17 protein-coding genes are annotated in these 20273 nt (G+C 29.2%); 16 read left to right on the forward strand and 1 reads right to left on the reverse strand.

The genetic code is table 11. The annotated features are described in order from the left end of the window. The first annotated feature begins 316 nt into the window (after window positions 1-316). From AXY43_RS23785 to AXY43_RS23825, 9 genes are all read left to right on the forward strand, one after another. Window positions 317-934: a tetratricopeptide repeat protein gene (locus AXY43_RS23785; protein ID WP_243099104.1), complete on the forward strand. Its 618-nt coding sequence runs from the start codon at window positions 317-319 to the stop codon at window positions 932-934. A gap of 586 nt (window positions 935-1520) precedes the next feature. Then, window positions 1521-2687: an ABC transporter substrate-binding protein gene (locus AXY43_RS23790; RefSeq protein WP_039768388.1), complete on the forward strand. Its 1167-nt coding sequence runs from the start codon at window positions 1521-1523 to the stop codon at window positions 2685-2687. Window positions 2688-2701: 14 nt separating this feature from the next. Continuing rightward, window positions 2702-3604 (forward strand): branched-chain amino acid ABC transporter permease, encoded by a 903-nt coding sequence (locus tag AXY43_RS23795; protein WP_011969087.1) that lies wholly within the window; start codon window positions 2702-2704, stop codon window positions 3602-3604. A 2-nt stretch (window positions 3605-3606) separates the two neighbouring features. Beyond that, window positions 3607-4665: a branched-chain amino acid ABC transporter permease gene (locus AXY43_RS23800; RefSeq protein WP_011969088.1), complete on the forward strand. Its 1059-nt coding sequence runs from the start codon at window positions 3607-3609 to the stop codon at window positions 4663-4665. Further along, the gene (locus tag AXY43_RS23805; RefSeq protein ID WP_017212967.1) at window positions 4665-5435 is read left to right on the forward strand and encodes an ABC transporter ATP-binding protein; all 771 of its coding nucleotides are present in this window, start codon (window positions 4665-4667) and stop codon (window positions 5433-5435) included. The genes AXY43_RS23800 and AXY43_RS23805 overlap by 1 nt, the downstream gene beginning before the upstream one ends. Then, entirely contained in the window at window positions 5428-6141 is a 714-nt protein-coding gene (locus AXY43_RS23810) for an ABC transporter ATP-binding protein (RefSeq protein ID WP_011969090.1), read from the forward strand. The genes AXY43_RS23805 and AXY43_RS23810 overlap by 8 nt, the downstream gene beginning before the upstream one ends. A 281-nt stretch (window positions 6142-6422) precedes the next feature. After that, window positions 6423-7586, forward strand: a complete 1164-nt coding sequence (locus tag AXY43_RS23815; protein WP_011969091.1) for an ABC transporter substrate-binding protein — start codon at window positions 6423-6425, stop codon at window positions 7584-7586. A 165-nt stretch (window positions 7587-7751) separates the two neighbouring features. Beyond that, complete coding sequence (locus AXY43_RS23820) at window positions 7752-8144, forward strand: zinc ribbon domain-containing protein (RefSeq protein WP_039768395.1); 393 nt, start codon at window positions 7752-7754, stop codon at window positions 8142-8144. Between the two features lie 258 nt (window positions 8145-8402). Continuing rightward, window positions 8403-9941, forward strand: a complete 1539-nt coding sequence (locus tag AXY43_RS23825; RefSeq protein WP_039768397.1) for a histidine kinase N-terminal 7TM domain-containing diguanylate cyclase — start codon at window positions 8403-8405, stop codon at window positions 9939-9941. A gap of 128 nt (window positions 9942-10069) precedes the next feature. On the opposite strand, the gene AXY43_RS23830 is transcribed toward AXY43_RS23825, so the two are convergent. Further along, the gene (locus AXY43_RS23830) at window positions 10070-11299 is read right to left on the reverse strand and encodes an MFS transporter (RefSeq protein WP_039768399.1); all 1230 of its coding nucleotides are present in this window, start codon (window positions 11297-11299) and stop codon (window positions 10070-10072) included. Between the two features lie 343 nt (window positions 11300-11642). Here AXY43_RS23830 and AXY43_RS23835 point away from each other — a divergent pair, with 343 nt between their 5' ends. The 7 genes from AXY43_RS23835 to AXY43_RS23865 all read left to right on the forward strand — a co-directional run bounded on the left by AXY43_RS23835 (window position 11643) and on the right by AXY43_RS23865 (window position 20111). Further along, window positions 11643-12302, forward strand: coding sequence for a nitrite reductase (locus AXY43_RS23835; protein ID WP_039768402.1), 660 nt, complete (start codon window positions 11643-11645; stop codon window positions 12300-12302). A 99-nt stretch (window positions 12303-12401) separates the two neighbouring features. Next, window positions 12402-13067, forward strand: a complete 666-nt coding sequence (locus AXY43_RS23840; protein WP_105412285.1) for an HAD family hydrolase — start codon at window positions 12402-12404, stop codon at window positions 13065-13067. Window positions 13068-13570: 503 nt separating this feature from the next. Continuing rightward, window positions 13571-15505, forward strand: a complete 1935-nt coding sequence (locus tag AXY43_RS23845; RefSeq protein WP_011969097.1) for a [FeFe] hydrogenase, group A — start codon at window positions 13571-13573, stop codon at window positions 15503-15505. 730 nt (window positions 15506-16235) lie between these two features. Next, complete coding sequence (locus AXY43_RS23850) at window positions 16236-16859, forward strand: DUF47 domain-containing protein (protein WP_011969098.1); 624 nt, start codon at window positions 16236-16238, stop codon at window positions 16857-16859. Further along, a complete protein-coding gene (locus tag AXY43_RS23855) occupies window positions 16852-17850 on the forward strand; it encodes an inorganic phosphate transporter (protein ID WP_011969099.1) in 999 nt (332 codons plus the stop codon). Before AXY43_RS23850 ends, AXY43_RS23855 begins: the two co-directional genes overlap by 8 nt. A 176-nt stretch (window positions 17851-18026) precedes the next feature. Beyond that, window positions 18027-19223, forward strand: coding sequence for an Mbeg1-like protein (locus AXY43_RS23860; RefSeq protein WP_011969100.1), 1197 nt, complete (start codon window positions 18027-18029; stop codon window positions 19221-19223). Between the two features lie 39 nt (window positions 19224-19262). Then, window positions 19263-20111, forward strand: coding sequence for a metallophosphoesterase (locus tag AXY43_RS23865; RefSeq protein WP_011969101.1), 849 nt, complete (start codon window positions 19263-19265; stop codon window positions 20109-20111). Window positions 20112-20273 lie beyond the last annotated feature (162 nt).

The raw sequence follows: 20273 nt of genomic DNA on the forward strand, positions 1-20273 counted from the left end.
TAATATATTTTGATAATTATATTAAGATAAACATACATTTTTATAAAGTGGATATAAATTAAAAATTTAATAAAGTATTTATTGTAATAAAATGAAAAATAATATATAAATATATATGAAAATAAAAATGCTAGAATTAATATTAACATTTTTGGCATTTGTTATTAAAATAAAGATAAAAAGTGAGGAACAAAATGGAAGATAATCAAAATATACAGACAAAATAAAAAGTTTTTTAGAAGAGAATAGGATAAATGTTAAAGGTGGAACTATAACAAGTGAAAAGCAATTATCACTTGTTTTAAATGATCTTGCAATGGGAGATTTTAAAAAAGGAAAGCTAGATAAGGCATTATATTTCACAGAAAAAGCAGCTGAATTTAATAAAGAAAATTATTATTCATATTTTATAAAAGGTCTAGTATGTAGAAAGTTAGGGAAAAATGAAGATGCGATTGAAGCATTTAATGTATATTGTAAAGACTCTGATGATTCATTAACCCACATATATATGGGACTTTCGTATGCAGAATTAGGAAACATAGAAAATGCATTAGATCATCTTAGAAAAGGCGAAAAGAACATCTCAAAAAATGAAAAGGAAGATCATAAATTATTAATCTGTGCAACTTATGAGTGTATAGGAAATATATATTTAAGTAAAGAAAATATAGTAGAATTTAATGAGAGAGATAAATATAGTATGAACTATAAAAGTGCGGTAAGATATTATAAAATGGCACTAAAAATAAACAGGAAAAATCCTGATTTAATCAATAGATTAGCTGCATGTTATTATCATCTTGAAGATTTAAATAAAGCATTATATTGCTATGAGCAAGCTGCTAAGATTGTAGAAGATAAAAGCATGTATGTAGAAGCAATCAAAGAAATGCATGAAGCTGGTGCTAAATCAGAGCCGGCAGGATTTTAGTCTATAAGAAAATTGTATAGATAAAAAAGCTTAATGTTATATTTTAGTAACATTAAGCTTTTTTGTATTTTTATAAGGTTTAATAAGCCAAAGGTAAACAACGTTAAAATACTGTATATAAATCAATTAAGCATATTCTGAAAAGTAAAGTGAAAATATCTTTCTAGAATTAATTAAAAGAGATAGAGACTAGGAAATACATAACTGATATATATAAATTTATAAATTAACTTGTAAAAACTATCATAACATTTCTACACAACGAACGTTTTTTGATAATATAGTTCTAATATTTATATTTGTAGAGAATACAAATGTCTTTCGTGGGTTGACAGATGGGCGGATATAGGATAATATATAATTTGTTAATAATCGTCGGAATAAATTAATAAATTAATAAATTTATACTTTAAGGATTACTTTATATAAACAATTTCAATAGAAATATTAAAAAGAATAGTAATATTTAAACAATGAATAGCTGGTTAATTATTTTCTATGTTTTTTGTAAATCTTATTATCAAATTATTATTTTTTTGCAGAGTACACCTTGAGAAAATAAAACTAATACTAGGGGGCTTATTTTATGAAGAAAAAAATTTCTTTGATTTTGGCGCTGGCTATGACAACTACATTTACGCTGGCGGGATGTTCAAAATCAAATACTAAAGCAAATATAGACAGCGATGTTATAAAAATTGGTGTATTTGAGCCAATGACTGGTGCTAACGCAGCTGGGGGACAGCTAGAAGTAGAAGGCGTAAAACTTGCGAACAAGCTCTATCCAACAGTTAATGGTAAAAAAGTTGAACTGGTTTTTGCAGATAATAAATCAGACAAAGTTGAAGCGGCTAGTGCAGCATCTAATCTTGTGGAGCAGGAACAAGTTAATGCAATTATAGGAAGCTGGGGAAGTGGAAATTCTATGGCGGCAGGAGATGTTGTACAAGATGCCAAGGTTCCAGCAGTTGCAGCCTCAGCTACAAATCCTCTTGTAACAGCTGGTAATGATTATTACTTTAGAGTTTGTTTTATAGATCCTTTTCAAGGAACTGTTATGGCAAAATATGCAGCAAATAAATTGCAAGCTAAAAAAGTAGCTTTACTTCAAGAGGTTTCAAGTGATTACTCAGTTGGAATTTGTAAGTTCTTTACTGATGAATTTATAAAGATTACAGGAGATAAAGATGCAATTATAGCTAAAGCTAACTATAATACAGGTGATCAGGATTTTACAGCTCAACTAACAAATATAAAGAGCAGTAATCCAGATGTGATTTTTGCTCCAGGTAATTTTACAGAAGGAGCTATGATAATAAAACAAGCAAGACAGCTTGGAATAACTACTCCAATAATTGGAGGAGATACTTGGGAAACTCCAGAATTTTTAGATATAGGTAAAGAAGATGTTGATGGAACAGTATTTTCTACTTTTTTTGCAAGTGAGACTCCTATAACTAACGAATCAAAAGTCTTTCTTGATGAATATAGAAAAGAATATAATAAAGAACCAGCAGCGGTTTCAGCTTTATCATATGATGCATATCTAGTAATTTTAGATGCAATTAAGAGAGCTAATTCGATAGATCCAGTAAAGATTAGAGATGAAATTGCAAAAACCAAGAATTTTCCTGGTGCTGCAGGAGTAATAACTATAGATCAAAATAACAATGCAGTAAAAGATGCAGTTTTAAAGATAGTTAAAGATGGTAAATTTACTTATCTTGATACAATAAAACCTGAAGAAAATTAATTAGGGGTGAAAATATGACTTTAATGAATTTAAGCACATTTATGCAAAATTTAGCAAATGGTATCTCACTAGGAAGTTTATACGCACTTATAGCCATAGGATATACTATGGTCTATGGAATATTAAAACTTATAAATTTTGCGCATGGAGATATATTTATGATGGCTGCATATTTCGGATTTTTCGGAGTTGCAACATTTGGACTACCTTGGTACTTTGCTTTTATAATCGCAGTGGTTATAACAGCATTCCTTGGAATGGGAATTGAATTCACTGCTTATAGACCGTTAAGAAATGCACCTAAGATTTCAGCTTTGATTTCAGCTATTGGTGTATCCTTCTTACTTGAAAATTTAGCGGTTGTTTTATTTGGAGGAAGACCTAAAGCATTTCCAGATGTGAAGCTATTTACAGATGTAATAGTTATAGGTGGAATTTCAATTCAAAGACTTACTTTTATAATTCCAGTTGTTACAATAGTAATACTATTTGTTTTATTACACTTAGTTAATAATACGAATATTGGTATGGCAATGAGAGCAGCTTCAAAAGATGTTGAAACTGCAAGACTTATGGGGATAAATGTAAATAAGACAATATCATTTACTTTCGCTATTGGATCGGGATTAGCTGCAGTAGGTTCTATGATGTGGTGTGTGAAATATCCACAAATAGTTGCACTTATGGGAATGATGCCAGGTCTTAAATGTTTTATAGCCGCTGTAATTGGTGGTATAGGAGATATTAAGGGAGCAGTTATTGGTGGTTTTATACTTGGACTAGCTGAAATTATGTTAATTGGATTTTTCCCTGGACTTACAGGGTATAGGGATGCTTTAGCATTTATACTATTAATCGTAATATTGCTATTTAAGCCTACAGGAATAATGGGCAAAAATTTAACAGAGAAGGTGTAAAAATGAACAATAAAAATAAATTTTTAAATATAGCTCTTATTGCAATTGTATTTTTACTCTTATTTGTTGCAAATAATAGCTTAGACTCTTATAAAATTAGAATTTTAAATTTATGTGCAATATATACAGTTCTTGGATTAAGCTTAAATCTAATAAATGGATTTACAGGATTGTTTTCATTAGGACATGCAGGCTTTGTAGCAGTAGGTGCTTATACAACTGCATTGCTTACAATGAGTGAAAAAGTTAAAAATCAAAATTTCTTTATGGAACCATTAATGGCGCCTTTTAATCATATATCGGTACCGTTTATTGTAGCATTGTTAATAGCTGGTCTTTTATCCGCATTTATAGCAGTTTTAATAGGTGCTCCGGCTTTAAGGCTTAAGGGTGACTATTTGGCTATTGTTACTTTAGGATTTGCAGAAATTATAAGAATAGTTATTACTAATATACAAGGTCTAACCAATGGAGCTTTGGGTCTTCGTGGTATTCCTCATATGACAAACCTATATTGGAGCTTTGGAGTAGCAATTGTGACAATAATAATATTGCTGTCGCTTATAAATAGTTCATATGGAAGAGCTCTAAAATCAATTAGAGAAGATGAGATTGCAGCTGAAAGTATGGGGATAAGTTTATTCAAACACAAAGTAATAGGATTCGCTATTGGTGCTTTTTTTGCCGGAGTTGGAGGTGGATTACTTGGGAACTTAATGGGAACAATTGATCCTAATATGTTTAAGTTCAGCCTTACGTTCAATATACTCCTTATAATAGTTATTGGAGGAATGGGAAGCGTTACAGGAACAGTTATATCAGCTTTCATCGTAACAATACTTGGAGAAGCTTTAAGATTTTTGGATATGGAAAAGCAATTTGATTTAGGAATCTTTAGTTTTTCAGGGATACCAGGACTTAGAATGGTTATTTTCTCAATTTTGCTTATGATAATAGTATTATTCTTTAGACATGGAATAATGGGTACAAAAGAATTTTCGTGGAAATCAATATTTAAATATTCTAATAACAAACCTCTAGAAGAAGGAGGGGACAAGTAATGGCATTATTAAACGTACAAAATGCGACTATGCAGTTTGGAGGACTTACGGCTGTAAAAGACTTTAACCTTCAAATTAATCAAGGAGAAATAATTTCCTTAATTGGACCTAATGGGGCTGGTAAAACTACAGCCTTTAATATGATCACTAATGTGTATACTCCTACAAGGGGAAAAATAATCTTTAATGATACTAATATTACTGGAATGAGACAAGATAAAATAACTCAAACTGGTATAGCAAGAACATTTCAAAACATAAGACTTTTTAAAGATTTGAGTGTACTTGACAATGTTTTAATAGGAAATCATGTTCATATTAAGTCAAACTGCATTGAAGCGATGTTAAAGCTTCCTAGATATAAAAGAGAAGAAAAAGAAATGGTTGAGAAATCTTTAGAGCTTTTAAAAGAAGTAGGTCTTGAAAAGTTAAAAAATGAGAAAGCAAGTTCTCTTCCATACGGTATGCAGAGAAAACTTGAAATAGCAAGAGCGCTTGCTACTAATCCGAAGCTTCTTCTTCTTGATGAACCAGCAGCAGGAATGAATCCTACAGAAACTGATGAACTTACAGATTTTGTTAGAGAAATTAAGGATAAATTTGATTTAACTATATTTATGATAGAGCATCATATGAATATGGTTATGGGGTTATCAGATAGAATACAGGTTTTTGAATATGGAATTACTATAGCTGAAGGTACACCTTCTGAAATACAAAACGATAAAAAGGTTATAGATGCATATTTGGGGGTAGCTGAAGATGATTAAAATTGATAATTTAGTAGTCGCCTATGGTGGAATTGAAGCGTTAAAGGGAATAAGCTTAGAGGTACCAGAGGGGAAGATCGTAACTTTAGTTGGTGCTAACGGAGCAGGAAAAAGTACTACATTAAAATCTATAGTAGGTCTTGTTAAACCAAAGAGTGGAACTATAAATTTGGATGATGGAACTGATTTAACTAAGCTTAATACAGAACTTATGGTGAAAAAAGGAATAGCATTAGTTCCAGAAGGAAGAAAAGTCTTTTCAGATCTTACAGTACTGGAAAATTTAAAAATAGGTGCTTATACAAGAAAGGATAAATCAGGTATTCAAGAAGACTTGGAAAAGGTATATTCACTTTTTCCAAGACTTAAGGAGAGAACTTGGCAATTATCGGGAACTCTTTCAGGAGGTGAGCAACAAATGCTTGCAATAGGAAGAGCACTTATGTCAAGACCAAAGTTAATAATGATGGATGAGCCTTCTTTAGGACTTGCACCAATAATCGTAAAAGAATTATTTGGAATTATAAAGAAAATTAATGAAGAAGGCATGACAGTTCTACTAATTGAGCAAAATGCAAATGCAGCTTTAAAAATAGCTGATATTGGCTATATTATGGAAACTGGAAGAATAACACTAAGTGGCTCAGGGCAAGAATTACTTTCTAATGATGAAATTAAAAAAGCTTATCTTGGTGAAGCTTTGTAATATGAGAATTTTCGTATTTAGAGGAGAAATAGCAAGTCAGAAAATAGAAAAATACTGACTTGTTATTTTTTTATTTAAGGAATTTATTTTGCCTTTATTATTACAATACATTAAATTAAAATATAAGTTTTTAGAAAAAGATAATTTTAATTGAACTAAGAGATGTATATTATAAGAAATAAATGCTGGGATATTAGAATTTTTTGAGTTACTATTTTGTTGCTCTTATTTTATACGTCAATAAGATTAAATTAATACTTAGATATTAGGGGGATATATATATGAAAAGAAAAATTTCATTGCTTTTGGTTATAGCTATGATGACTTCTTTTACTTTAGGAGGTTGTAATTCAAAATCAGGCACAAAAGCCAATGAGGATAGTGATGTAATAAAAATAGGTGTGTTTGAACCAATGACAGGTGCAAATGCAGCAGGTGGACAATTAGAAACAGAAGGTGCAAAACTTGCAAACAAGATTTATCCAACTGTTCTTGGTAAAAAAGTTGAACTGGTTTTTGCAGATAATAAATCTGATAAAGTTGAAGCAGCTAGTGCAGCTGCAAACCTTATTGAGCAGGAGCATGTTAATGCTATTATAGGAAGCTATGGAAGTGGTTTCTCTATGGCAGCAGGGGATATAGTACAGGAAGCTAAGGTTCCAGCTGTAGGGGTAACTTGTACAAACCCTTTAGTAACCGCAGGAAATGATTATTACTTTAGAGTTTGCTTTATTGATCCTTTTCAAGGAACTGTTATGGCAAAATACGCAGCTAATAAGCTAAAGGCTAAAAAGGTAGCAATTCTTCAAGAGGTCTCAAGTGATTACTCAGTTGGAATCTGCAAATTCTTTACTGATGAATTTAAAAAGCTAACTGAGGATAATAATGCTGTTGTAGCAAAAGCAAATTATAACACAGGAGATCAGGATTTCTCAGCACAGCTTACAAATATTAAAGGAAGCAATCCTGATGTAATATTTGCTCCAGGGAATTTTACTGAAGGAGCAATGATAATAAAGCAGGCAAGGCAACTTGGAATTACAGCACCAATAATTGGAGCTGATACCTGGGAGACACCGGAATTTTTAGATATAGGTAAAGAGGATGTTGAAGGAACTGTATTTTCAACATTTTTTGCAACTGAGACACCTATAACTGAAGAATCTAAAATTTTTCTTGATGAATATAGAAAACAATATAATAAGGAGCCAGCAGCAGCTACAGCATTAGGGTATGATGCATATCTAGTAATTTTAGATGCGATTAAGAGAGCTAATTCTGCAGATCCAGTTAAAATTAGAGATGAAATAGCAAAAACAAAAGATTTTCCTGGTGCAGCAGGAGTAATAACAATTGATGAAAACAATAATGCAGTAAAAGAAGCTGTTTTAAAGATAGTTAAAGATGGCAAGTTTACTTATCTAGATACAATAAAGCCTGAATAGAATTAAAAATGTGAATACTTTAATAAAATGGATAATGTATGTTACAATTAAGTTCCAATATTGTGGCCCTAATTGGATAACTTGATTTATAAGGATTCTAAATGTATACTTAGTATTTACAGATATATATGATAATAATATTTATAGATAGAGGTAAATGGTTGTATGTTTTTTATAGGTATATTTGGCATTGAAAATAAAAATAAAGAAATAAAGATTTTAGACAATTTAAACTGTAAAAAATGTAATAAAGTTTTTCGTGGAAAGCTGATAAAAAATTTTAATTATTTTCATTTTTTCTTTATTCCGCTTTTTAGGTGGAATATAAAATATTATATAATATGTGATGGATGTGGAACTAACTTTAGTATTTCAGTAGACAAAGGAAAAGCCATTGAGAATAACGAACCTGTGAATATAACTTATTGGGATCTTGATGAGCTAGAAAGCAGTAATTATAGAGATAATTATAATAGTGGTATATGCAGGAACTGTGGTATGGAAGTTGACCCAAGTTTTCAATTTTGTCCTCATTGTGGGAATAGGATTAAATTTTGAATTTAAAAAAAATCAAGTAGCCGTTGTAGCTACTTGATTTTTTTTCGTTAATTAAAAGTTTCACAAAATCACGTTGATTCGAGTAAAAATTGATAAAGAAATCTTTAATTACAGAAATATATTGTAATAGTTATTGAAATGGAATAACGTGGGTTTTATAATATATAATGATAGAATAGGTTTCTGATTCCAAAAGTTAAAGTTGGCTTTAGGATAATAATTTATTAAAGAATTAGTGATTATGAAAGAGGATATTAGATGTTTAATTATATAATATTTCTTGCAATGTTTTTAACGGCATTTGTTTCGGCGCAATTATGCATATTTTTATTTTATAAAAAAAGAAGAATACATTTAAACGGTCTTTTAGGTGTTATTTTATGTGTTTTTATATATAGTTTATTTTATTCTTTTGAGTTAATATGTCCTAATTTAACCTTTATGAAATTGTTTACTGGAATAGAGTATATAGGAATAGCATCCATTCCGGCTTTTTGGGTCATCATGGCCCTAGAATATACTAATAAAAGTAGGTATATCACTAAAAAGCTCTATATGTTGTTATTTTCGTTGCCTATGGTATTAGTGGCATTAAATATTACTAATGACTATCATCATCTTTTTTATAAAAGTTACACAGTTGACATTGCAGATAATCTATATATTGCAAATCTTAAACCAGGCATTGTATATGTTATATGCGTAATTTTTGTAAATGTATGCTTCATAGTAGGGAATAGCCTGTATTTAATTTTTTATAGAAAAGAAAACAGTTTATATAAAAAGAGAAGCTTTAAAATCATGCTTACATCATTTATTCCTTGGATTGGATATTGGATATACATGTCAAGGATTACGTCTATAAGAATAGATATAGTTCCAATTTTTATGGGAGTATTTTGTTTGATATATACATACGCTTTGTTTAAATCAAATATCTTTGAAACAGCTACTATTGCTAGACATGTTGTTTTTGATAATATTTCTGAAGCAATATTAGTATTAGACCAAGAAAACAAAATAATAGATATGAATAATATAGCAGAGAAAATTTTTAATATAAAATCAAAGCTAGCAATAGGACAAGACGTATGCACAGAGTTTAAAGAGTATCAGGAAATTATCAAATATATATATGAAGAAAAAGAAACGAGTTTCAACTGTGAAATTAAAATCAAGAACAAACTCTATTATTTTAAAGGAAAGCTTACACTAATTAATAATAACAGAGGGAAGGGTAAAGTTATTGTTTTGAGTGATAATACTGAACAGGTTTTAATGATTAAGAAACTTGAGTACTATGGCATCACTGACGTTTTGACAGGGGTATATAATAGAAAGTATTTCTATAAAATTGCAAAAGAAAAAATTGAAGCTTGTTCGGATAAGAAACATATGTCTCTATTAATGATGGATATAGATAAATTTAAAATTATTAATGATACTTATGGGCATCCTACAGGTGATATTGTTCTAAAAAAGGTAATGAATATTTGTAAAGAATTATTGGGAAAAAAATATTATATAGGAAGATATGGGGGAGAGGAATTTTTAATTCTACTAGATAATGCTAATTCAGAAAAAGCTTTAGAGATTGGTGAAACAATAAGAAGAAGGATTGAAAATTTGGAAATACTCCATGACAATAAATGCATAAAGATAACATCTTCTTTTGGGATATTTACATCAGTTAGAGAACGAGATTTGGAAAATATGATTAAATTTGCAGATAAAGCTTTGTATGAAGCGAAGAGTTTAGGGAGAAATAGGGTTTCTATAAAAATGGGGAATAGTTAGACTATTATAAATGGTGTAGCGCATTTATTATTACAAAGTAAAAAACTTTAAATAGTTACTATAATACTATTTAAAGTTTTTTTATTTAAAATATTTAATTAAAAAATTCATGAACTAAAAATACATTTTTAGTTTTTGCTTGCTTCAAATCTATCAACATGCAATATAGAAGGAAATAATTTCATCCATAACATTACAACTGCTATAGTTCCAATGCCTCCAATAAGAGCAGCGGGAACAGTCCCGAATAAAGACGCTGTAATTCCTGATTCAAATTCGCCAAGCTGATTAGAAGTTCCTATGAATATCATATTTACAGAGCTAACTCTTCCTCTCATATAATCTGGAGTATTAAGTTGAACAAGCGTAGATCTTATAACAACGCTAATTACATCGGAAGCACCTAAAATCAAAAGAGCAATGAAAGATATTATAACAGATCTAGATATTGCAAAAGCTATAGTAGATAAACCGAAGAATATAACAGCTATGAACATTGTCTTCCCTACATTGTGCTTTAATGGTTTCCTTGCAAGATAAGCAGACATTAATAATGCTCCAACGGCAGGAGCAGATCTTAGTATGCCTAAACCAAAAGAACCTATCATTAGAATGCTACTTGCGTATATTGGAAGTAAGGCAGTTGCGCCACCAAATAATACTGCAAATAAATCTAGTGATATTGCTCCAAGTATTATAGGTCTACTCTTTATAAAAGATATTCCTGCGAATAAAGATTTTATGCTAGTTGGCTCAGATTTAAAAATTTCTTTCTCAATTGAAATATGATATATAAGAATACCTGATATTAAATATAAGATACCAGTTAATAAAAAAACTAGTGTTGTGCCAAACGTATATAAAATTCCGCCAACAGCTGGTCCTATAATAACTGCAAATTCTGAAACTGAAGACATTAAAGCAGAAGCTCGCGGGAAAATCTCCTTACTAACGATATTAGGCAATAAGGCTTGCATTGGTGGACCTTCAAAAGAATGAGCTACCGCTATAAAGAAAATGAGAATTAAAAATCGCTCTTTAGTAATTAACTCATTATAATTCCCAAAAGCCATAATAAAAATAAACACACTTTGAGTTACTTGACTTAAGGTTACTATTTTTCTGCGATCATATCTATCTGATATGTGTCCAACAAAAAGGGAGAGAAAAAGCATTGGTAAAAACTGAACTAGTCCAACAAGACCTAGATAAAATGCTGAATGAGTTAAGGAATACATTTGCCATCCAATAGCAACTGTAATCATTTGATATGCGAAATTAGTGGATACACGTGCTGTCATTAATAGTCTTAATGATTTGTTTTTAAGCAAAGAAGAATTGTCTTTAGTTGAAATCATTATATTTCAGAACCTTTCTGTATATAGAGTATTATGGCTAAATAAATATTCATAAACATAAGTAACTTATAGGTTTATAATATATTAAATAGCATTATTAATAGTATATACTGGTGAAGAACGCGTATCAAGTTAATAATGGAATTATTTTCTTTTAGAATTGCGGATACAGTTATTAGCAAAAACTATTTTGGACACAATAAATAGCTTTGTTACTAATATTAAAAAGTTATTTTGAAGAAGAATTTATCAACTGTAAATAATTATTTATGTTAAAAATATGATAAAATAAACATTAATCTGGTATTAAATATTATTAATACACATAAGAGGAGGATATAATATGAGTTTTGGAAATCTTCAGAAGATAAGTAATGGAAAGAGAACTTTTGGAATAACTCCGCATATTCCAGGCGGTTTTATTACTATAGAAACTATGCAAAAAATTGTGGATATAGCAAAAAAATATAATGGTATATTAAAAATAACTTCAGGACAAAGAATATTAATAACTAATCTTAAGCAAGAAGACTTGGAAAATGTTTGGAATGAACTTGGAATGGAACCAGCAGTTAAAACACAAAATTCAGTTAAGAATGTTGAAATGTGTCCAGCTGGATACTGTAAAAGATCTAAATATAACACAATTGGGACTGGAATGAAACTTTCAAGAAAATATCAATGGATGGAAATGCCATGTAGGACTAAAATAGGAGTAGCAGGCTGTAGAAATGCTTGTGGAAGCGTTTATAGTAAAGATATTGGAGTGATAGCCGATAAAACCGGTTTTATTGTTGCAGCAGGAGGATCAGGAGGTTATAACCCAAGAATGGCAGATATTATTGCTAAAGATATAACAGAAAGCCAAGCATTGAGTTTAGTTGATAATATTTTTGAATATTATATAGAAAATGCAGAGGCAGGAGAAAAGCTGGGATTTTTTATTGATAGAATCGGAATTGAGAAATTTAATCAAGATGTTTTAAAGGGTATAGATATATAGATTCCTTATACATAATTTGGAGTTATATAAATGATATTTAAAAGGTCTTTAAAAAAGAGAGAATTTTGATTAAATAAAAAATTAATTCACGGGGGAATAATGAAAAAAATAAAAGCGGTGTTATTTGACATGGATGGAGTTATATTCGATACAGAGAGAGTATACCTAGAGACTTGGAGAAAGATTTTTAAGAAGTATGGATATGATATGAGTGATGATGTCTATATTTCTGTAATGGGAAGAGGACGGAAAAACGTAATCAAGAAATTTTTAGAGTTATATGGAGAAAACTTGCCTATAACACAAATGTATGAAGAAAAAGATAAGGAATTAAAGAAGGCAGTAGAAAGTGGTCAAATTGCTATTAAAGAAGGGGCGAAGGAAATTTTAGAGTTTCTAAAAGAGAGAGGATATAGAATAGCTCTTGCGACATCAGCTAAAATAGAACGAGCTAATATTCAGTTTAGAAATACGGATATCAAAGAAGATTTTGATGTTATGGTTTATGGTGATGATGTAGTAAAAGCCAAACCAGATCCAGAAATATTTCTAAAGGCCGCTAAAAAGCTTTGTGTAAATCCTGAAGATTGTATTGTTATAGAGGATTCTGCTGCAGGTATTGAAGGAGCATATAAAGCTAAAATGATAGTAATACATGTAGAAGATCTTAAGAAAGCCGACAATGATATACTAAAGTATTGTCATAAAAGCTTTGAGAATTTACTAGATATTAAGGAGTATTTAAGTAAGAATATTGATAGGTAATAATTAATATATTCAGAATTTACGTTAAATTGTGTTTTTATAAATATTTATTATCTTACTATTTTGATAAAATGCGGTACATAGCTTGGAGAGTATTCCAAAATAATACTTATTTTAGACAACAAATTTATTATTAATAAATTTGTTGTCTTTTTTTATAAAATAATCATATAATATTTAATAATTTTCTATAAATATATGTTATAATAGACTGGCGATGCATAAAATTGAGAGCTTCGTATTTATCTCGTTATTAACTTAAGGGGGAGGATAATAAGTTTATTATTAAACGTGTTAAGAAAGTTTTATTAACTTGAAAAATTCTCGAAATATGGTGTATCATATATATGGATTTTCTTTATTAAAATAGTGCGTTAATAGATACAATAGATTATTATGCGACGGTTTTGTTAAAAATAATAAACAATTATACTAAATAATATATATTTTATATGATTAGATTTGAAAATAAAAAGAAGACAAAATGTTAAGGAGTGAATATTATGGGAGATAATAAAAAATCTTTTATACAAAGTGCATTAGGTTCAGTTTTTTCTGTTTTTAGCGAAGAGGAATTAAAAGAACTGTCAAACGGCAGAAAAATTGCTATATGTGGAAAAGTTAACAATCCAGGGATAATAGAAGTTCCGGAAGGGGCTACACTTAATGAAATAATACAATTATGTGGTGGGCTTATAAACAAAAGTAACTTTAAAGCAGCTCAAATAGGACTTCCTTTCGGTGGTTTTTTAACAGAGGACAGCTTAGATAAAGAATTTGATTTTGGACTATTTTATGAAAATATTGCACGAACAATTATTGTTTTATCACAAGAAGACTGTATTATTCAATTTGAAAAATTTTATATAGAATATTTACTAGCAAAAATTAAAGATGGATCTTATAAGAACTATGAAGTTGTTAAAGAGGACATAACTGAAATGTTTAATATATTAAACAGAATAAGTAAAGGTGTGTCTAATATGCGTGAGATTTATCTTTTGAGAAATCTTGCAGTGACAGTGAAAAGTAAGATGAACCAAAAGCATAATATCATGGAAGAAATAATAGACAAATTCTATGAAGAAATTGAAGAACATATAGAGGAAAAGAAGTGTTATACATCACAATGTAACCATTTAGTAAAATTAACAATTACTAAAAAATGTATTGGATGCGGAGCTTGTAAAAGAGCATGTCCTGTTGATTGCATAAATGGAGAATTAAAAAAGAAACATGAAATAGATTATAATAGATGTACACATTGTGGAGCATGTGTCTCTGCATGTCCTGTTGATGCAATAAGTGCAGGAGATAATACTATGTTATTTCTTAGAGATTTAGCAACACCTAATAAGGTTGTAATTACTCAGATGGCACCAGCAGTTAGAGTTGCGATAGGTGAAGCTTTTGGCTTTGAACCAGGAGAGAATGTTGAAAAGAAAATAGCAGCAGGTCTTAGAAAACTAGGAGTAGATTATGTGTTTGATACGAGCTGGGGAGCTGATTTAACAATAATGGAAGAAGCTGCAGAACTTCAAGAAAGACTTGAAAGACATCTAGCTGGGGATGAGAGTGTAAAACTTCCAATTCTTACTTCATGCTGTCCTTCATGGATTAAATTTATAGAGCAGAATTATGGAGATATGTTAGATGTTCCTTCTTCAGCTAAATCTCCAATGGAGATGTTTGCTATAGTGGCTAAGGAAATATGGGCAAAAGAGAAGGGGCTTTCAAGAGATGAAGTTACTTCAGTTGCTATTATGCCATGTATTGCAAAGAAGTATGAAGCTTCAAGAGCAGAATTTTCAGTAGATATGAACTATGATGTTGATTATGTAATCACAACAAGAGAACTTATTAAAATATTTGAAAATTCAGGGATAAACTTAAAAGAAATTGAAGATGAAGAAATAGATACAGTTATGGGAGAATACACTGGAGCTGGAATTATATTTGGTAGAACAGGTGGAGTTATAGAAGCAGCTACAAGAACAGCTCTTGAAAAGATGACTGGAGAAAGATTCGATAATATAGAATTTGAAGGCCTTAGAGGTTGGGATGGATTCAGAGTTTGCGAACTTGAAGCTGGAGATATAAAATTAAGAATAGGTGTTGCTCATGGACTTAGGGAAGCAGCTAAGATGTTAGATAAAATAAGATCAGGAGAAGAATTCTTCCATGCAATAGAAATAATGGCGTGTGTAGGTGGATGCATCGGCGGTGGTGGTCAACCTAAAACAAAGGGAAATAAGCAGGCAGCATTGCAAAAAAGAGCAGAAGGATTGAATAATATAGATAGATCAAAGACACTTAGAAGATCAAATGAAAATCCAGAAGTACTTGCTATATATGAAAAATATTTAGATCATCCATTAAGTAATAAAGCTCATGAGTTACTTCATACAGTATATTTCCCAAGAGTAAAAAAAGATTAGAACATTAATTTGAGTGTGATTTAAAATTATAGAAAAACCTCGATGTTAAATATCGAGGTTTTTCTTGGAATTATATTAAAATATAGAATAATATAATTTTTACAGTTTATTATTTGGAAGAGTATTTTTATAATTTTCTTTACATATGCAATTGAAATTTATAATATTAATGTATACGTGTTTTTTCATATGATTATGAGTATATTTAAATATTCTTTATGTAATGTTAAATTTTATTATATATTTAATAAGTATTTTCTATTAATATATTTTGAGGGAAAATCGGATTCAATTATATATAATACATTTATATTTCGTATAATGAAATTATGCAAGTTATAGCATAAAGAATAGTGTTTGTTTATATTATCTTTAAATATTTTAATTTACTTATTTAAGCCAAGTAATATTAATACTTTATCACCTAATAAATTGATCAAGTAATGATAATATTATTAAATTTTACTTGAAATTAATAAAAGATATCATATGATTATTATCAATTGATAAAGGAGTAGATGTTGGCTATTAATTTTTTAGTAGTAAGATAACATAATTTGAAGTGATTCAAGAAATACTACAATTGTTAAAATAAGGTGAGTAATATTAAAATTAGGTTAAGTTTTTTAAAAAGAGTTTAAAAATGTTACAAAATAGAATATACTTGTTACTGGATTATGATATTTAACAATATGTCGAATATTTATATTTTATAGGGAGATGTGATAATATGTTTAATTTAAATCCAAAAGAAGATAAATTCTATAAAATGTTTATAGAAGCTGCACAAAATGTAGAGGAAGGTGCAAAAGTATTAAGAGAAAGCCTAAACTCATTATCCAATATTGAACTTAATGTTAGCAAGATCGAAGAATTAGAACATAACGGTGATAGATTAGTAAATGTTATGGTTAAAGAATTAAATGATTCATTTATAACTCCTTTTGATAGAGAAGACATGTACTTATTGATTAAAAGATTAGATGACATTTTAGATTTAATCAACTCAACAATACATAGATTTGTAATGTTTAACGTTACTGAAAGTACAGAACCAGCAAAATATTTAGCTGATATGATAATAAAATCTACAAAACTCATATCTGAATTAATGGATGAACTTCATTTAATAGCTGGTAAAAATAATATAAATGAAAAGATAGTAACAATAAACCAAATAGAAAGTGAAGTAGATCGTTTATTTAGAAATACAGTAGGTGACTTGTTTAGAAATGAAAAAGATCCTATAGAAATTATAAAATGGAAAGAAATATATCAAATATTAGAAAACACTATTGATAAGTGTGAAAAAATTGCAAATATTGTAGAGGGAGTTGTCATTAAGAATGTTTAGTACTATGACTATAACAGTATTAATAGTAATTACAGTATTAATATTTGACTTTATCAATGGATTCCATGATACAGCAACAGCGGTAGCTACTTCTATTACAACAAGAGCGCTTAAACCGCAAACAGCTATAGTAATATGTGCAATTTTTAATTTCATTGGTGCATTCTCAGGAACAGCGGTTGCAAAAACTGTAGGAGAAAACATAGTAAGTCATAATTCTATGCCTCAATGGGTTATATTAGGAGTTTTAATTTCAGCAATAATATGGAACATAATAACATGGTATTTTGGTATTCCAAGTAGTTCATCTCATGCGTTAATAGGTGCACTAGTTGGTGGCGGAATAGCTTATAATTTGAAATTTGATGTAGTAAATTGGTATAATCTTTTTCATGATGTTGTAATATGGATATTTATTGCACCAATTATTGGTTTTACAGTGGGATACATATTAATGATATTATTAAATTGGATATTAAAACCATTTAAGCCTGGAATAATAAATAAAATCTTTTTGAAATTACAAGTTGTTGCTGGTTCACTTATGGCATTAAATCATGGAAGTAATGATGCTCAAAAGTCTATGGGATTAATAACTATGGCATTATTAAGTGGTGGACTTATCAGTACATTTGAAGTGCCAACATGGGTTATAGCATGTTGTGCTATAGCTATGGCTCTTGGAACAGCATCTGGAGGAAAAAAAATTATCAAAACAATGGGAAGCGGGATGGCAAAACTTACACCAGTAAATGGATTTGCGGCTCAAACAGGAGGCGCAGCTGTAATATTTTTAGCAACACTATTTCACGCCCCAGTAAGTACAACTCACATTATTTCAACAACTGTAATGGGAGTAGGAGCTTCTAAAAGAATTAAATCTGTAAAATGGGGAGTTGCTCAAAATATAGTTTGGGCTTGGATTTTAACTATTCCAATAACAGCAGCTCTTTCAGCATTTATTATATTTATAGCTAAGCTATTTATTTAGGTATTTAAGTAATAAGTTCGAGAAACTTATGTTAAGATCTTATATATGCAATAGATGATATTTTAAAATAATAAACCTATAGATTTCATATAACTGAGATTTATAGGTTTATTTTTATATTATATGAATAATTTATTAATATAAAGATAATCAATCTAATGTTATATGGAGGAAGAATGAACAGTTTGACTTATGAAGAGTTGATACTTCTAGATAATCTGATATATTTAAAATGGGATATAAAAGAAAACGAAAAACTTATAAATCTTGTAGATAATTTATTAAAAAGTGAGAATTTTGACTATCTTATGGAAGCCATTGGAGATTGTATAATAAGAATGGATACAAAAGAATGGATAATGATATTAAATCAAATAAAAGTTAAACCAAATTTAAGTAATCTAAGAATTAAGAATATAAATGATTATAATAATGGAATGGAATATGCCTGCTTTGTAAACGAGGAGGGGAATGCAACAGTAATTTTTAGGGGAACAGCTACAACAAAAGAATGGAATGACAATGGTAAAGGTGCTTATGAATATGATACACTTGAACAAATAGAGGCCTTAAAATATATAAATAACCTTGAATATAGTGATATTACGGTATCAGGCCATTCTAAGGGCGGGAACAAGGCTCAATATGTATCAATATTCTCTCCTAAGGTAAGCAAATGTGTTTCTATTGATGGACAGGGATTTTCGAAAGAATTTATCAGTAGATATGGAGAAGAGATTAGTAAAAACAAGGAAAAAATTATATCTATAAATGCAAAATACGATTATGTAAATTGTTTATTTAATTTGATATCAGAAAAGAATATATATATAAAAACTGAAATCCAGATTAATCCATTTGATTACCACAAGGCAAGTGTGCTTTTAGACGGAAATGGCAATTTAAGAGATGAGACAAATGAAGCTGAATTTTCAAAAATAATTAATTACTTTTCTTCTAGCATAATATCAAATTTACCCGATAATTTAAGATATTTAGTGATAGATGGCATTGTAAATGTAATAGAGCTCATGTTGTGCAGGACTGATGGTAAGGATAATCTATTTAAATCATTAGGCGAGTATTTAATAATGTTTTGCCATGATGGTTGTTCTAACTATAAAGAATTTTTTAGTATAGGATATGCTGTATCAGAGATATTGATCTTACCATTATTGTTTTGGAAGGATTTTGTTATTGTAGAGGAAAGCAATTCAAAGGAATTGCTTAATAATGTAGTAGTAAGAATGAAGTTATTGGAAAGTATGTCGATAAAAAAATTACAAATAATAGATAAGAGCCAAATAGATTTAATACAGAGCATATCAAGTGCAGTTGATGAGCTGATATATAGGATTGAGAATGAGATTTAGAGGTATAAAAAATAGTATTGAAAGAAATGGAGTAAATAAATGATTAAAAATTTATTGACATTATCAGGTTTTGCTTTAATCTCTGCATTAATATATTTAGATAATAAAATTATAAAATTATCTAAATATGAAATAAAAAGTAATAAGATTCCAAAAGAATTTAATAAATTTAAGATAATTCATTTATCAGATTTTCATAACTATAATTTTATCGGAAAAGATAATTTCCAGGTGATTAAAAAAATTGATACTGAAGCTCCAAACATTATCGTTATGACTGGAGACATGGTTAATAAATATGATAAAGATTTTAGCGTTTTTTTTAAGCTAGCAGAAACTTTGAGTAAAAGTTATAAAATATATTATATTATAGGTAACCATGAACAGAGATTAAAAAAACACGATTTAGATTTTATTACAAAAAGGCTGAGTGAATTTAATATAACTATACTAAATGATGAAAAACTCACTATTCAAGAAAAGGGTAGTTGTCTTAATATTTATGGCATAAATATCCCTCTTTCATTTTATAAAACAAGAAATAGGCCTTCAAATATAGAAGAAGTAATTGGGAAAGTATTAAAGAGGTGCGATTCCAAAGAATATAATATATTATTAGCTCATAATCCACTATATTTTAAAGAATATACAAAATTTGACATAGATTTAGTTTTATCAGGACATGTTCATGGAGGAATGATTAGATTACCATTTATAGGTGGAATACTTTCTCCAGAAAGAAAATTTTTCCCTAAGTATAACAGTGGAATTTATACAATAGATACGAAAAAGCTTATTGTAAGTAGAGGAATGGGACATAGTAAACCCGGTATAAGATTATTTAATATGCCAGAAATATTAAGTATAACTTTAAGAAATGAATCCTAGAAATTTAAAGTTTTTTTAAAATAAACTTAGTTATTTTACTTTGGGAGTTAAAACCTAATTTGGAAATTCCAAGTTATGGAAAGCCCATGGAAGGGAGCGAATTGAGAGAGCATCTAAAATATCTCATAGATAATTTTTATGAAATTGCAAGACCTGAGCAAG

The sequence above is a fragment of the Clostridium sp. MF28 genome, assembly GCF_002969175.1.
Taxonomy (GTDB): domain Bacteria; phylum Bacillota; class Clostridia; order Clostridiales; family Clostridiaceae; genus Clostridium; species Clostridium beijerinckii.